Origin of the sequence: Christiangramia gaetbulicola (assembly GCF_003054225.1) — a bacterium.
Lineage (GTDB): Bacteria > Bacteroidota > Bacteroidia > Flavobacteriales > Flavobacteriaceae > Christiangramia > Christiangramia gaetbulicola.
Window position 1 is genome coordinate 212,995 of the sequence record NZ_QBKQ01000002.1, and the last position, 16,052, is coordinate 229,046.

Consider the following 16,052-nt stretch of genomic DNA (forward strand, 5'->3'; position numbering starts at 1 on the left):
TCCTGTTTCTTTAAAAATATTGAATTCTGAGATAAGAATAGGTAAAATACCAAAATTTGCGCTCGAAATGAATCTAGTTAATCAAGAAAGAATCATCTGAGGTGAAATTATATTCTACCTGATTTTTGTAAATAAAAAAGCCTCACATTATTTTGTGAGGCTTTAAGTCGGTGTTTCAAAACGCGAACCTGATTCCATTTTTCTTGCTAACAATGATGTTTCAAAATTTCCTTTTCAAAAGGTCACCGAATCGGCCACAAATAACCTTTAAGGTGATTTGAAAGGCTGGAATCTCACTCCTACAAATAAGTTTTAATATTAATTAGAATGATGTCAATCTCAAGAAAAACTTCGCTCTTTATGATAAGCCTTATCAATTCCATTGAGTTCGGTTGCCTCATCTACTCTGGTACCTCTTGTAAGGAATCCGGTAATTTTATATAGAATAAAAGTTCCTGCAAGTGAATAAATTATGGTCACTAAAACCACTGTTATTTGAGGGATCATTTGATAGGGATTGCCGTAGAATAAACCTGCTTCTCCACTTATAGAAGGATCAGCAAAAAGGCCGGTAGCCAGGGCGCCCCAAATACCTACGAGGCCATGAATTCCAAAAACATCCAGCGTATCGTCATAGTTCAAAGCCTTTTTCAAGTGTACCACTCCGTAGTAACCCACCAATCCCGACACAAGTCCAATTATTAAAGCTCCATCTATGCCTACATAACCAGCCGCAGGCGTAATTCCCACCAGGCCTGAGATCGCACCAGAGGCCAATCCTAAAATTGAAGGTTTTTTCTTTGAATACCATTCTATAGCCATCCACGCGAGTCCTCCGGCGCACGCAGCAACATTGGTAACTAGAAAGGCATTCGCAGCAATCCCGTCTGCAGCAAGTTGACTACCGGCATTAAAACCAAACCAGCCAAACCATAAAAGTGCAGAGCCTAAAATGGTCAATTTTGAAGAAGAAGGGGAAGCCTCGAATAAATTTTTCTCTTTCCTTTTTCCCAGTAAAATTGATAATAGTAAACCTGCAACTCCGGCATTTATATGAATCACCGTGCCGCCTGCAAAATCCAGATCTCCCAATCCATTTAACAATCCTTCTCCCCAAATCATCCTCACTAGAGGAGCATAAACGAATAGCACCCAAAGAATAGAAAATATGATCCAGCTTTTAAATTTCAAACGTCCAACTACCGACCCGCAAACCAGGGCAACAGCAATAGCGGCAAAAACACCCTGAAAGGCTACGAACAACATTTCTGGAATAGACCCAACTAACTGATCTACAGGAATGTTTTTCAAAAACAGATTTTTCATCGATCCAAAAATGGGATGCCCTTCTGGCCCAAAAGCTATGCTATAACCAGCGACTACCCATACAATAGTGGCCAAGCAAAAAGCGACATAGCTCATCCCAACCGTATTCATTACATTTTTTTTATTGGACAATCCTCCATAAAAAAGTGCTAGACCTGCCGGCGTCATTAGCATTACCAGTGCTGTTGCAATTAGCACCCAAGCGGTATCTCCTGAATTCATCATTTCTTCCTTATTTTTTAGTGGCTAAAACTTTAGACTTGTTGTGATCTTTATTTTGAGATTTGATCGCGTCCTCAAGGAGGCTTACGATATCTTTATTTTTAAATTTCTTGGCATCCTCCAAAGGAGTATTGCCCCATCGATCTTTTGGTGACAACTGGACTTCTTTCTGAATAAAATGCTTGACCACTTCAATTTGATCTTCACAGGCCGCCAGATGAAGCGGCGTACGCCCATCATAATCGGAAATATTTGGATTCACTCCTTCAGCCTCTAATCTTAATATTTCATCCAGGTCTCCGTGACTGGAAGATCTTATTAGCTCCATAACTTTTGAAGCCATCAATTCATTTTCTTTTTTTCGAGGATTTACCTTCGTTGAATTTCCCGTAAGCGAATCGTATTGATGAAAACTGAAACGTTCCACAAGGCGTTCGCAGAACTCCACACCTCGAACACTATTTCCTACTTCATCTAATCTTGGCGACCAGATGCTTATTCCCATAAGATTTGGAATTACCAGCATAAGTGCTCCAGAAACTCCACTTTTGGCAGGTAATCCTATTTTAAAAGCGAATTCACCGGAGAAATCGTACATCCCGCAGCTTAGCATTAGGGAAAGGCAATTCTGAACTGTAGAAGACTTGAAAATTGCTTTTCCGGTTAATGGATTTGTGCCTGCGTTTGCTAGAGTCGCGGCGGCAACCGAGAGATCATATGAACTGGATTCAATTGAACAACATTGAAAATAAAATTCCAGCGTTTCCGTAAGATTTGTGTTTTCTGGAAAGGCATTTTTTTCCCGCATGAAGTACGCTAAGGCAAAATTTCTATCGGCGGTTTGACGTTCAGATAAATAAACCGAGTTATTAAAACTCATCTTTTTTCCGCCGCAGAGTGCCTGCCAGGTTTTGTTTACTTTATCAAAACGATCGGCACTATTGTTTTTATTATCGATAAGCGAACAGCTCATCATAGCCCCTGCGTTTATCATAGGGTTATGGGGCAGACCTTTAAGATTCAAGGCCAATTCATTAAAAGATTGCCCGCTGGGCTCACGGCCTACATGCGTATGTACTTTTTCCTCTCCCAACTCCTCTAGAGCCATACAGTAATTTATAGGCTTACAAGAGGATTGCAGGCAGAAATTAGTGTTTGAATCTCCAATGGAATATCGTTGACCGTCTACCGTACAAATTGAAATAGCAAACTGCTCTGGATCTACCCTTGCTAATTGAGGGATATAATCGGCTACTTCCCCTCCTTTATTTCTTTGAGTATCTAGAAAAATATCCTGAATTTGTTGACAGAAAACTTCAAAATCTGGGATAACCAGATTTTTCGAAAGCGATTTTTTAACAAGTGCATTCTGCTGTAGAATTTCATTGAATTCGGTTTTCGCTATTTGATTTCCTTTCTTGATCTGCTGTCTAAACTGTGGCAGGTCTAAAAGTTCCCTCAATCTCGGATCATCCTGGAGAATACCAGCTCCAGATAACTGATTCAAAAATTTACCTGGATCTATACTGTTTTTGCCTTCAGGATCCAGCATTCTAAAAAGTGAATCAGCAGCATTACTATCAATTTGTGTGGTGGTAATCATATCTAATATTTTTAAAAGAATAAAAAGGCTGCCCGGGCTATAAAATCATAATCCTACTAATGAAAAATTTAAATCTACAGGCAACCTTTTATCATTAAGCCTTGATCACTGAATTTTAATAAGCCAATTCTTTTTCAGTAACCGTTTCAACGATTTTTGATGTGATTAGGTAAGGGCAGGCATTAGAAGCTGGACGTCTGTCTTCCAAATAACCTTTCCATTCATTTTCTACGGTTGTGATAGGAATTCTAATGGAAGCTCCACGATCACTTACTCCAAATGAAAATTGATCTATAGATTGAGTTTCATGCAGCCCTGTTAACCTTTCATGGTTCATGGAACCGTAGTTTGCAATATGATCCTGATGTGTGATATCTAAATTCTTAAGGATATTCTTGAAGTATTCCTCCCCGCCGACAGATCTCATTTGTTCATTGGAGAAATTAGCATGCATTCCAGAACCATTCCAATCGCCTTTTACCGGTTTGGGATGTAATTCGATTTCCAGACCATGCTTTTCAGCAACTCTAAAAAGTAAATATCTCGCCAGCCATAGATCATCTGCAGCTGCTTTTGCAGTTTTTCCTAATAGTTGAAATTCCCATTGCCCCACCATTACTTCGGCATTTATCCCGGTAATATCCAGACCGCAAGCCAGGCAAAGGTCAAGGTGTTCTTCAACAAAATCACGGGCAACGGCATTCTTGGTGCCAATACCACAATAATATTTACCCTGAGGCGCTGGGTATCCTTCTGTTGGGAAACCTAAAGGAAGTCCGTTTTTAGTAATAACGTATTCCTGTTCAAAACCGAACCAGAAGTCTAAAGCATCTTCATATTTGGCCCTGTTATTTGTCTTATGAGGTGTAAGGTCGGCATTGAAAACTTCACACATTACCAAATACCCGTTATCTCGGCCTGCATCTTTCCAGACCTTTACCGGTTTCAAAATACAATCTGAAGAACTTCCCGCAGCCTGCTGGGTTGAACTTCCATCATAAGACCATAAAGGCAGGTTTTTAAGGGAAGGTTCTTCCTTTCCTGATATAATTTTTGTTTTACTTCTTAAGTTGGCTTCCGGCTTATAACCATCAAGCCAGATGTACTCACATTTAAACGTTTTCATAATTATTGATTTTTAAAATTGAACATAGTTGTGCGATGTCTTCTTTTTGTATTCCATTTAGTTCTTATGGATGATTTAGTTTTTGCTCTTAATTGATCATTAGTTCTCATAATTTTCTTTTTTAAATGCTCACCAATGAATTTTATAATTGATGATATGGGAAGGGTTTTACTTCCTAGGATTTGAATTATAGAATTGTGGGCTTTTTAATTTTGAACCTGTAACGATGGTCCTTTCCAATGGAATAAACTTGTAGGTATCATAATCAAGCTTCTTACGATGGCTATTTTCAGCTTTGGGCCCGGTTATATTTTTCTGTTGTGAAAATGCGCACAAGCTTAATAAGCTGATTACTAATGTTGTGAGAATGTTGGTTTTCATAATGTCCGGTATTTTTATTGTTTTTACCTGGACAAATGTAGATTGAATAAGAACCTTTTTATTAGAACTAAACCGTCCAAAAAATCAACATTCCCGACATACCTTATAACAATTCCGACAGGCTATTACATTTCCGACATATTGATCCTAAAAAACTGAATAACAGTATTTTGAAATAAGTTTTATTCAACATTAAAGAGGAAAAAGAATAGCGTTTTTTCTAGTCTGAAAACAAAAATGGTGTCCTGGAAAGAGGTATCTATTATAACTCCTTTTGCTGCAAAGCTGATGGAGTTATTCCGAATTCTTTTTTAAAGGATTTCGAAAAATAGGAAGGATTGGAAAAACCTGTTTGGTAGGCAATTTCAGAGATATTAAGTTCTCCTTCCAGAAGAAGTTCCTTGGCGCGGTGGAGGCGAACAGAAGAGATTAATTGTATGGGAGACTTGTTGGTAATTGCTTTTAGCTTTCGCTGTAACTGTCTATCACTAATCGCTAATTCATTACACAAGATCTCCACGCTGAAAAATTCATCCCCCAGATGATCATCTATATGCTGGAGCACATTTTCCAGAAATGAATCGTTTTTAGGAAGCTGTAATTGATAAGTAGTATCAATTTGGAGATCAAGTTTGGATTCATCTATAACTGAATACAGAATAATAGATTCACCTGTGTTCGGATCAAAGATGGTTTTATTTTGATAAAAGCTTAAGCCTGATCCAGAGAGAAGATATTTTACCGTTTGGGTAACCAGGATTTGGTTGGGATTAGCCTGTTCCAGGATAGACCCTATGGTTAGATTTGTTTCTTCACTTATAAAATGCGCTTCGTCTACTGGAGATTCCTTGATATGAACACCTAAAACAAGTTGGGCGTTTAAAGTTTTTGCGGTTTCAATTAGACCAAGACCACAATTTACCGCCTTACTGGGGCCTTCAAACGTAGCTATAAATTTTTGCCCATCGCTTTCAATAACTTTTCCCCGATACTGTTCGACATATTGGGTAAAAAATTCCTGCTGACTTTGATTAAGCCTCTGGTCTGAAATGATCTTTGCAGCCCCTATGGTAAAAAGTTGCTGCTCATAATTTTCAACGATATTTTCCTTTGAAATAAAGGCTTTCATGTGATCCAGTACTTCTTTCGTATTACCTACCCAAAAAAGATGGTCGTCTCCCTCCAGTTCTACAAACCTGGCTCCTTCAATCCTTTCGGCAATAAATCTTCCCTCTTCAATTTTTACGTCGATATCGTTAGTACGCTGCATGATGAGGGTAGGGACTTTGATGGATCCCAGAATATCAATGATATCTACCTCGGTATTCATTTTAGTTAGCACTAAAGCGGCACTAGGGCTGGCACCAGATCGAAGGTAATTTGCCAGCCAGTCCATAAAGACCCTATCATTCGCTTTGGAAGGCGCAAGAGACTCTAAGTTCATTTCTCCACTTCCCCAGCTGTTTTCAATCATATCATAAACCAGCTGGCGCTCTTCATTGGTAGGTGCCCAGGGATAATTTGGAGAATAAATTCGCTTAGCAAATATTCCAAAAGTGATAAGAGAAATAGTACGTTTTGGATAGGTGGCTGCAAATAATGCCGAAACAGATCCCCCTTCTGAATGACCAAATAATACAGCTTTTTCTGAACCCACAGCATCCATCACCGCGCGTAGATCATCCATTCTTTCTTCTAAAGTAGAAAGCTCGGTAACACGATCTGAGAGTCCGGTTCCTCGTTTATCGAATAAAATAACACGAGCTATTTTACCTAGTTCAGTAAAAAAATTGACCAGTTCCGGGCATCCCCACATCCAGTCTATATTAGAAACCCATCCGGGGATATACACAAGATCTATAGCACCCGATCCAAAGACCTGATAAGCGATATTGATACGCGAATTTTTGGTGTATTGAGTTGTGGGTTTCATTAAATTGATATTCGTTTTTGATCAATATTTGTAGATAATAGGCTTATTATCTGCAAGTATTTTATTTTTCAAACTTTCTAAAAAGTTTAATTTTCTAAATGTAGTATTTAGACAACGACATTTTTCTATTCTTTCGGTTTATATTAAATCTTTTAGTCCTTTTTAATTCCTCGAATCTTCTTTTCTGATTAAGATGGTGAATAAAACTGCGAAGTGGAATGGAAAAATCATGGGAAGTATTTTTGCATAAAAAAGCCTCACATTATAAAATGTAAGGCTTTTGGTCGGGGTGGCAGGATTCGAACCTGCGGCCTCCTGCTCCCAAAGCAGGCGCGATAACCGGGCTACGCTACACCCCGAATAATTACAATTTATTTTTAGTCTTTTCCGATCCAAATCACTTTAAAAAAGCACCCGGGATGCGGAGGAAATTTATCCCAATTTTTCAGCCAGAAAAAGAGAATAAAAAACCGCAGACTAAAAATCTAGCGGAGAGACCGGGATTCGAACCCGGGCATCCAAGAAGGATGACAGCTTAGCAGGCTGCTGCATTACCACTCTGCCACCTCTCCGTTATTTAAGAACTTCGCAAGTATTTTTGCGGTTGCAAATGTAACTTTTACTTACGTACCTTCCAAACCTTTTATTCCTTTTTTACTCTTTTAAATTGAGAATTTGTTTCAATATTCTAAGCTTCAAAGAAATAGAAAATGGATTTTTTTTAAATAAAAGAGCGATGATTTATTTCGGAAGTGAAATGAGGCCAGATTAAAGTTTTTTCACTGTAATTAAATTCGGAATCCCAGCCTGAAACCACCCCAATTCTCCGCTCGTCCAGATTCGAATTCCTTGGTGATGGTACTAAATGTATATTCGAAATAAACATATTTGTTCTTAATTACCAACCCATAGTCCATTTGTCCCTTGATCCTTGAAACTTCGGATGATTTTATGGTATAAACGCTTTCGCTAAACAATCCGCCCTGCAAAGTGGCGTCATACCCAACTAAATAAAGTTTAGGATTAGCATAGCAATAGACCTGAAATTTTCTATAATGGGTTGATTCATTCAGGCCAGAATTGAATAATCCTAAAATAGCCGTAGTTCCTGCTGAAATATCTGTATACATGGATCCTAATCTAAGTCCAGCATCAGTATTTAGATAAAACAGCTCGCCAAGATCCAGAAGGTTTTTTTCATGCTTGACTTCGTAGTTCAATATGATATCATTGCTTAACTGATTTCCCCAGCCGTAAGGAATCCAGTTATCTGTAATTTCATGTATATAAGATTGACCTTCTTCACCATAAGCCATTGGGCCAATTACTCCCGCAGTGAATGATGAATACAGCCTGGATTTATTCTTGATCCTGGATTCCGTTTTAAACAATTTTAAATAAAGAGCCGCAGCAAATGGCCTGAAGCCATATTGAATGTCTTTGCTGCTAATAACATCTGGGGTAAAAGAAACATGCTCAAGGGCAATTCCATATTGATCTGATGCTTCTGAATCCAGAAAAATAAAATTTAGAGGATTCTTTTCGAAAATAGGATCTACAAATTCAAGGCTTATTCCTTGCGTATAATTGTCATCTGAATGCGTGAAAAAATCATTATCGAAATTAAGTCTGAAATAAGTTTTCTGAGAAAAATCCCTGTATGATGGAGCGTTCGTAAATTTTTGTGAGAAACCTTTCTGACAAAAAGCAAAAAAGAAGATAAAGATGATGGGTACTGACTTAAAACTCAAAATTTAAATTTTTATTCTTTTTGGATGAAATAATGTAAACTATCCAGGGCTTTTTTATGATTTCTAACAAATGGATTTTTGTTATTCCATACATACCCGGCTAGAACGGCGCATATTTGTTTTTTGATCTGTGGTGAAGGACTCGGATGAAAGAAAATATCCTGTAACTTACCGGTATACCACTCTTTTACATAAGTGGAAAATACTTTGACACCTTTTCTGATATAGCCAGAATATTCTTTTTCCCAATCTACTTTTTCTCCTGCCAGTTCTCTCAAGGCAAGTTTGGCCGCCAGTAATCCAGATTCGGTTGCAAAAGCCACACCCGATGAAAATACGGGGTCAAGGAACTCGGCTGAGTTGCCCGTAAGAGCAAATCCCTTTCCATGAATGTACTTTACATTTCTGCTGATATTATTGAATTGGATTGGCTTGAATTCAAATGCGTAATCATCAAACCTTCCCTTGTAATAATCTGTTTCCTGAAGCATTTTTTTAAAATTTGCTTCCGCACTGCCAGTAAAACGGTCGAACCAGGAGTCTGGCCCTACAAAACCAAGACTGGATTTTCCATTTGAGAAAGGAATATACCAGAACCAGGTTTCGGTACTTAAAACTTCAAAAGTTATTTGTTCTCCTTCAATTCCCGTGGGCCTGGAGGTTTCGTTAATGTGGGTGAAAATGGAGGAGTGGTCGTATATTTTTGGTGGAGCTTCCAGGTCTAACTGTTTCGCCAGAACCCGACCGTTCCCGCTGGAATCTATAATAAACTTGCACTTGATTACCTTTTCCTCCCCGGAATTATTTTTTGTTTTAATGGTCCAGGATCCGTTTTCGTGTAAGACAGAAGTTACTTCCGTTTCAAACCTGATATCTACACCGCGCGAAATAAGATCATCTGTAAGAACCTTATCAAAATCGGCCCTGGGAACCTGCCAGGTCCAATCCCAGCCTTCGCCAAACTTTTTACTGAAATCGAATTCAGCTACCTTTTCATTTCTGATAAAGCGAGCCCCAAACTTTTTCTGAAATCCATGTCTATTCAGGGTTTCCATGAAGCCAGCTTCCTCAAAATTATCCATGCACCTGGGAATCAGACTTTCCCCAATAGTGAATCGGGGAAATTGCTGTTTTTCAAGGATCAGAATTGATGCATCCTGTTGTTCTAAATAGCCTGCAGCAACACTTCCGGAGGGGCCGGCGCCGATGATCACTATATCCCTGATTTCAATATTCATTAGAATTAATGCAGTCTTTGCGCAAACATAAACAGAAACGGGGAATTGGAGCAAGCTATTTTATTGAAAAAAAGCCCTAACCGGTTTGTTAGGACTTTTCATGAGATATTAGCAATAGATTAAAATAAAAAGGTCGGTGGTGGTTAGAAAAGGAAGATCGATATCAAATCTGAAAATCCGTTTACAGCGACCTTTATTATTAAATTAATCATTCTCAAATTTAGATAACCAGAATTGAATTTTAAGACATGGTTGGGATATCTAACCATTTTTTAAAGTCGGCTTGATATTGGTAAGATTAAATTTATCTTCTCTTAAAATTGAGGGGCTTTGTCATAGGTTTTGATAAAATTTTAGAGATATAAAGGATGATCATCTGCTGTGTTTTCGAATTATGCTACATTTGTTAAAAGCTTTAACAGCGACCCCAAACCTTTAATTATTTGCAGAAACGGTATATGCTGAATTTAGACAATGCCCTCGATTTTAATGATTTTTACCGGGTACTATTTGAGAATGAAAAGATTGAACTAGGAAAAAAGACTCAGGTAAGACTCGAAAAAAGTTATCATTTCCTAAGGGAATTTTCCCAAAACAAGATTATTTATGGCGTAAATACTGGCTTTGGACCCATGGCTCAGTATAAGATCAATGCTGAAGATAAGATCAAATTACAACTGAACCTTATTAGAAGCCATTCTACCGGTGCTGGTGCAATAATGGAACCATTATATGTGAAGTCCCTGATGCTTGCCCGCTTAAATACCTTATGTCTGGGGAAGTCCGGAATTCATAGCTCTATTGCCGAAACCCTGATCCAACTTATAAATAAGGAGGTGACCCCGGTGATATTCGAACACGGTGGGGTAGGAGCATCGGGAGACCTCGTCCAACTGGCTCATCTTGCCCTGGTGCTAATTGGCGAAGGTGAAGTGATCTATAATGGAGAAAGAAGGAAGACAAATGATGTTTTTCAGGAACTAGATATTAAGCCGGCCGAAATAAAAATTAGAGAAGGCCTGGCGGTGATGAACGGTACCTCTGCCATGACGGGAATTGGGATCGTAAACCTTATCTATTCTCAGCGATTATTGAATTGGGCAGTTTTCTGTAGTTCTGTGATCAATGAGATTGTAGAAGCATATGACGATCACCTTTCTAAAGAACTTAATTCCTCTAAACTTCATAAAGGGCAGCAGAAGATCGCCGAAGAAATGCGCAAGCATCTTAAAGATTCAAAGCTTACGCGCGATCGTAATGATCACCTTTATTCGAATGGGGCAGATAAGAATAGTTTTTTCAAAGAGAAGGTGCAGGAATATTATAGTTTGAGATGTGTTCCGCAAATTTTAGGACCGGTTTCAGATACACTTGAAAACTCCCTAAAGATCCTGATAGAAGAAGTTAACTCTGCCAACGACAATCCTATCATAGATGTGGAGACTGAACATGTCTATCACGGAGGGAATTTCCATGGAGATTATGTTTCGCTGGAAATGGACAAATTGAGACTGGCCATTACCAAAACGTCCATGCTGGCAGAGAGGCAGCTTAATTATTTATTGAATGCCAAGCTTAATGATATCCTACCTCCATTTGTGAATATGGGTACACTGGGGCTTAATTTCGGGATGCAGGGAGCTCAATTTACCGCGGTTTCGACCACGGCCGAGAACCAGATGCTTTCCAATTCAATGTACGTGCATAGTATTCCGAATAACAACGACAACCAGGATATAGTGAGTATGGGGGCTAATTCGGCGAATATGACCAAAAAGGTTATAGATAATAGTTTCGAGGTGCTTTCAACTGAATTGGCCACGATCGTTCAGGCCTTATATTTCCTTGATTTTGATGAGAGATTATCTTCGGCTACCAGGTCTAAATTAAAGCAATTAAGAGAGATCATTCCGCAGATTAAAGAAGACCGGCCATTATACAAGGAAATAAAAGATTTAAAGGAATTTATTAAGAATAACGAAGCTTACTCATCATGAAATACGCACTGGTAACCGGTGGATCAAGAGGAATAGGAAAGGCGATATGTTTAAAGATCGCTGCTGAACTGAAGTATAACATCCTGCTTAATTATAATTCGAATACCGAAGCTGCTGAAGAAACCCAGGTTGAAATCGAAACATTCGGAGTTAAATGTGATCTTCTGAAATTTAATGTGGCAGATGCTGATGCCGTCCAGAATTCGCTTGAAAACTGGAAGGCTGAAAATACTGAGGCTAAAATCGAGATCCTGGTGAACAACGCGGGAATTACCAAAGATGGCCTATTCATTTTTACGAATAAAGAATCGTGGAATTCGGTTATCAACACTAGTTTGAATGGATTCTATAATGTGACGCAGGCCGTTCTGAAAGATATGCTGAGAAGCAGGTATGGTCGGGTGATAAATATAGTTTCACTTTCAGGATTAAAAGGAAATCCCGGGCAGGTGAATTATTCGGCAGCAAAAGGAGCAGTGATCTCTGCTACTAAAGCCCTGGCCCAGGAGATAGGGAAACGTAAAGTAACCGTGAACGCAGTTGCTCCCGGCTTTATTCAGTCTGATATGACCAAAGATTTCGATGAAGAAGAATTTAAAAAACATATTCCTTTAAATCGATTTGGCGAAGCCGAAGAAGTTGCTGAACTAGTTAGTTTCCTGGCTTCTGATAGGTCGTCCTATATCACCGGCGAGGTGATCAATATAAACGGAGGATTATACTCTTAGAATTATGGCGACCTGGAAAGGAAAATCTCGGGGTACGCTCTTAGGCTTCAAAATCTATGTGCAAATAATTAAAAAGACAGGGCTTTATTCGGCCTATTTTGTGCTTCTTTTCGTGGCTCTTTATTTTATATTTTTCTCCTTTACTTCTACCAGGAGTACCTACTATCTTTTTAGAAAAAGACTGGGGTATTCACCAATTAACGCGGCCTTTAATGTTTACCGGAGTTATTTCACTTTTGGCAGAATACAGCTGGACAGGATCGCTATCACCAGTGGTTTAAAACATAAATTCACTTTCGAATTTGACGGAGTAGAACATATAAACAACCTGCTCAAACAAAATAAAGGCGGAATTTTACTAACCGCCCATATTGGCAATTTCAACCTGGCCAAGCATTTTTTTGAAGAAAGGCATTCAGAAGCTGTGGTGAACCTTGTCATAACCGATTTTGAACACAGGCAGATAAAGAATTATCTCGAATCTGTTACCGGTACTTCTGAGGTCAAGATCATTGTACTTAAAGAAGATCTTAGTCATATCTTTAAAATGAAGGAAGCTTTAGCTAATAATGAATTACTGGTATTTGCGGCAGACCGTTATTTGAAACATTCCAAGACCTATAAAGCAGAGTTTCTTGGCGAGCAGGTGAAATTTCCGCAGGGACCTTTCAAACTTGCAGGTAGAAATAAGATACCTGTGCTATTCGTTCATTTAATGCGGGAAAAGAATTTTCACTATCATTTCTATGCCAGGCCTTACAAACCTGAAAAATTCACTCCTCAGGAAATTTTAAAATATTATCTTGACGACCTTGAAAAAATGGTAAAAAAATATCCTCATCAGTGGTATAACTACTACGATTACTGGAACGATTTTAGTTAAAAATGGCAGAAAACCTATTACATCATCCAATTACCTCGCATGAGGAGATCATAAATCTTATTCCCCAGAAAGAACCATTTGTCTTTGTCGACACTCTTTATGAATACACCGCGTTAACCGGTGTTACGGGGTTTACAGTTCCAGAAAAGAATGTTTTGCTTGATGGAAATAAGCTTACCGAAAGCGGATTGATAGAACATATGGCGCAAAGCATGTCTCTGCATAGAGGTTACCAGGGTTCTCTTAGTGGGAATACAAAGCCGAAAACAGGATTTATTGGAGTCATCAAAACCGTAGAGATCTTTTCTCAGCCAGAAGTTGGTGAGGTTCTAAAAACTTACGTAGAGATCCTGCATGAGATCATGAATGTGACTTCAGTTTCGGCCAGGACCGAGAATGAAAAAGGGGTAGTGATCGCAACTTCTGAAATGAAAACCGTAACGGTAGAATGAAGCAACAGGGATTGCAGACCACTACCAGGATGAAAGTACGCTTTCATGAATGCGATCCCTTACAGATCGTATGGCATGGCAATTATTACAAATATTTTGAAGAAGGTAGGGAAGATTTTTGCAGGCAACATGGTATCTCTTACCTGGATGCGAAAAGAAATGGTTTTGCCACGCCTATTGTAAAAACAGAATGTGAGCATAAACTACCTTTAAAATATGGCGACGAATTTGAAGTAGAAACCACTTTTGTAAATTCTGAAGCTGCCAAGATCATTTTTGAATACAAAATTTTTTCCGAAAGCAAATTGATCTGCACTGGCAGGACGACCCAGGTTTTTACCGATAAAAATTCTGAATTGGTACTTAACAATCCACCGTTTTTCTTAGATTGGAAAATGAAAATGGGATTGATTAAATGAGCAGAAACTACCTTTTAAGTGATTCGATAATTTCTCCACTAGGCTTTAGCACGAAAGAAAATCTTGCTGCTATTCTTAGATCAGAATCAGCTTTAAAATGGCATAATAATTCAAGATTTTTCGAAAATGGATATTACGCTGGGTTGATCGATGAATCAATCATAGATGATAAGTTCAATGAACTTGGAAGTCCTGATGATTATACCAAACTTGAGAAAATGATTATCCTGGCTATTCAGCAGGTGCTGGATGAGCAGCCGGATCTTGAGATCGAAAATACCGGACTTATCATTTCCACCACTAAAGGAAATATAGATGAGCTTGAGAAAAGCAAATTTTCACCTGATAGAGTCTATCTCTGGAAAATGGCTGAAGTTATCGCAGATTTCTTTGGATTTAAAACCAAGCCTATCGTAGTTTCTAATGCCTGTATATCTGGTGGTTTAGCCATTAAGACGGCGAACGATCTTATTTCAACCGGAAGATTTATTAATGCTATTGTTGCCGGTGGAGATCTAATTTCAGACTTTGTGTTATCTGGTTTTCAATCTTTTCAGGCTATAAGCCCTGAACCATGCCGTCCTTTTTCAAACGATAGGCAAGGGGTAAGCCTTGGTGAAGCAGCAGCGGCAATTTTAATTGGTCCAGCTAATTCAGATGCTTCTGAAAAAGTAGCTTATTTAGATGCTACCACGGCCAATGATGCCAATCACATTTCCGGCCCCAGTAGGACTGGCGAAGGACTTTTTCAAAGTATTTCAAGACTGTTTCAGCATAACAATATTGAGCCTTCTCAAATAGATTTTCTCTCAGCACACGGGACGGCAACGATCTACAATGATGAAATGGAAGCCATCGCCTTTAACAGGGCTGGTTTAGACCATGTACCGGTTAATAGTTTTAAAGGTTATTATGGCCATACTCTTGGAACTTCAGCTTTGATAGAAAGTATACTCACCAAGCATAGTCTTTTGAGTGGTCAATTATTCAATTCTATAAATTATTCAGCTTCGGGAGTATCACAGGACCTGAACATTATAGAGAAGAATAAAAAAAAGGATTTGACACTGGCGTTAAAATCTGCCTCTGGTTTTGGAGGTTGTAACCTGGCTATGCTGCTTAAAAAGGGAGGTATATGAGTCAGAATCTATTCATAAGAAATTCCGTAGTGATCAGAGATTCCAGGGTCTGGAGAGATGGAGAGCTTATTTTTAAAAATGAAACCGAAACTACCTTATCTAAATTCCTTAAGGCTATTTACAAGCATCAGAACCTGAAGTACCCGAAATTCTTTAAAATGGATAGTCTTTCTAAACTGGGATATTTAGGAGCGGAGATATTGATCAATGGTGAAATTCAGGATAAAAATACTGCGCTGGTATTTTCTAATTCTGCCTCCAGTCTCGAAACCGATGAGGCTTATGCTCAAACCATGCAGGATTTTCCTTCACCGGCGCTTTTTGTTTATACGCTACCTAATATAATGCTTGGCGAAATAAGCATCAGGCATCAACTTAGATCTGAAAATGTTTTCTTTGTATCGAGAGAATTCGATGCGTCCCTTTATATTGACTATTCCAAGGCCTTATTTCAGGAGAAAAAAGCTGATAACGTGCTTTGTGGATGGGTGGACTTGCACAATAACGATTATGATGTATTTTTGTGGCAAATTGCCCGTAGCGGCGGAATTGATTTTAACGAAGAGGAGCTAAAGAAATTATACTTACCTACCCATGAGTGACCTGCATACCGAATTAAAAAAAAGCATTATTGAACAACTCAACCTCGAAGATATGGAGGTGAGCGAAATAGAAAATGATGAGCATCTTTTTGGTGATGGCCTAGGCCTGGACAGCATTGATGCTCTTGAACTTATCGTGCTCCTGGAAAAAGATTATGGTATTAAACTTACCGATCCCAACCAGGGCAAGGAGATTTTCAATTCCATTAATACCATGGCCGATTTTATCGAGAAAAACAGGACACGCTAATT

At 38.7% G+C, this 16,052-nt stretch carries 14 protein-coding genes and 2 tRNA genes; 8 read left to right on the top strand and 8 right to left on the bottom strand.

The window, feature by feature from the left end; translation table 11 throughout:
* Window positions 1-339: 339 nt before the first annotated feature.
* The 8 genes from C8P64_RS07585 to C8P64_RS07625 form a co-directional block, all read right to left on the bottom strand.
* Complete coding sequence (locus tag C8P64_RS07585; RefSeq protein ID WP_108171476.1) at window positions 340-1,551, bottom strand: ammonium transporter; 1,212 nt, start codon at window positions 1,549-1,551, stop codon at window positions 340-342.
* 7 nt (window positions 1,552-1,558) lie between these two features.
* A complete protein-coding gene (gene glsA, locus C8P64_RS07590) occupies window positions 1,559-3,151 on the bottom strand; it encodes a glutaminase A (protein WP_108171477.1) in 1,593 nt (530 codons plus the stop codon).
* Window positions 3,152-3,266: 115 nt separating this feature from the next.
* On the bottom strand, window positions 3,267-4,277 hold the full coding sequence (locus C8P64_RS07595) for a glutamine synthetase beta-grasp domain-containing protein (protein WP_108171478.1): 1,011 nt from the start codon (window positions 4,275-4,277) through the stop codon (window positions 3,267-3,269).
* A gap of 643 nt (window positions 4,278-4,920) precedes the next feature.
* A complete protein-coding gene (locus tag C8P64_RS07605; RefSeq protein WP_108171480.1) occupies window positions 4,921-6,591 on the bottom strand; it encodes an alpha/beta fold hydrolase in 1,671 nt (556 codons plus the stop codon).
* A 281-nt stretch (window positions 6,592-6,872) separates the two neighbouring features.
* A tRNA-Pro gene (locus tag C8P64_RS07610) sits at window positions 6,873-6,950 on the bottom strand.
* 130 nt (window positions 6,951-7,080) lie between these two features.
* A tRNA-Ser gene (locus tag C8P64_RS07615) sits at window positions 7,081-7,163 on the bottom strand.
* A 216-nt stretch (window positions 7,164-7,379) separates the two neighbouring features.
* Window positions 7,380-8,342: a lipid A deacylase LpxR family protein gene (locus C8P64_RS07620; protein WP_170106645.1), complete on the bottom strand. Its 963-nt coding sequence runs from the start codon at window positions 8,340-8,342 to the stop codon at window positions 7,380-7,382.
* Window positions 8,343-8,353: 11 nt separating this feature from the next.
* Window positions 8,354-9,580 carry an NAD(P)/FAD-dependent oxidoreductase gene (locus C8P64_RS07625; RefSeq protein WP_108171482.1) on the bottom strand — a complete coding sequence of 409 codons (1,227 nt, stop codon included), beginning with the start codon at window positions 9,578-9,580 and terminating at the stop codon, window positions 8,354-8,356.
* A gap of 458 nt (window positions 9,581-10,038) precedes the next feature.
* On the opposite strand from C8P64_RS07625, the gene flxA reads away from it, so the two are divergent.
* The 8 genes from flxA to C8P64_RS07665 are packed head-to-tail and all read left to right on the top strand — an operon-like array spanning window position 10,039 to window position 16,050.
* Window positions 10,039-11,577, top strand: a complete 1,539-nt coding sequence (flxA, locus tag C8P64_RS07630; RefSeq protein ID WP_108171483.1) for a flexirubin biosynthesis tyrosine ammonia-lyase FlxA — start codon at window positions 10,039-10,041, stop codon at window positions 11,575-11,577.
* A complete protein-coding gene (gene flxB, locus C8P64_RS07635; protein WP_108171484.1) occupies window positions 11,574-12,305 on the top strand; it encodes a flexirubin biosynthesis SDR family reductase FlxB in 732 nt (243 codons plus the stop codon). Before flxA ends, flxB begins: the two co-directional genes overlap by 4 nt.
* A 58-nt stretch (window positions 12,306-12,363) precedes the next feature.
* Window positions 12,364-13,188 carry an LpxL/LpxP family acyltransferase gene (locus C8P64_RS07640; RefSeq protein WP_341476488.1) on the top strand — a complete coding sequence of 275 codons (825 nt, stop codon included), beginning with the start codon at window positions 12,364-12,366 and terminating at the stop codon, window positions 13,186-13,188.
* A 2-nt stretch (window positions 13,189-13,190) separates the two neighbouring features.
* Entirely contained in the window at window positions 13,191-13,640 is a 450-nt protein-coding gene (locus tag C8P64_RS07645) for a hotdog family protein (RefSeq protein WP_108171486.1), read from the top strand.
* The gene (locus C8P64_RS07650) at window positions 13,637-14,059 is read left to right on the top strand and encodes an acyl-CoA thioesterase (protein WP_108171487.1); all 423 of its coding nucleotides are present in this window, start codon (window positions 13,637-13,639) and stop codon (window positions 14,057-14,059) included. The genes C8P64_RS07645 and C8P64_RS07650 overlap by 4 nt, the downstream gene beginning before the upstream one ends.
* Window positions 14,056-15,198 carry a beta-ketoacyl synthase N-terminal-like domain-containing protein gene (locus tag C8P64_RS07655; RefSeq protein ID WP_108171488.1) on the top strand — a complete coding sequence of 381 codons (1,143 nt, stop codon included), beginning with the start codon at window positions 14,056-14,058 and terminating at the stop codon, window positions 15,196-15,198. Before C8P64_RS07650 ends, C8P64_RS07655 begins: the two co-directional genes overlap by 4 nt.
* On the top strand, window positions 15,195-15,800 hold the full coding sequence (locus C8P64_RS07660; protein ID WP_108171489.1) for a 3-oxoacyl-ACP synthase: 606 nt from the start codon (window positions 15,195-15,197) through the stop codon (window positions 15,798-15,800). Before C8P64_RS07655 ends, C8P64_RS07660 begins: the two co-directional genes overlap by 4 nt.
* Window positions 15,793-16,050 (top strand): phosphopantetheine-binding protein, encoded by a 258-nt coding sequence (locus tag C8P64_RS07665; protein ID WP_108171490.1) that lies wholly within the window; start codon window positions 15,793-15,795, stop codon window positions 16,048-16,050. Before C8P64_RS07660 ends, C8P64_RS07665 begins: the two co-directional genes overlap by 8 nt.
* Window positions 16,051-16,052 lie beyond the last annotated feature (2 nt).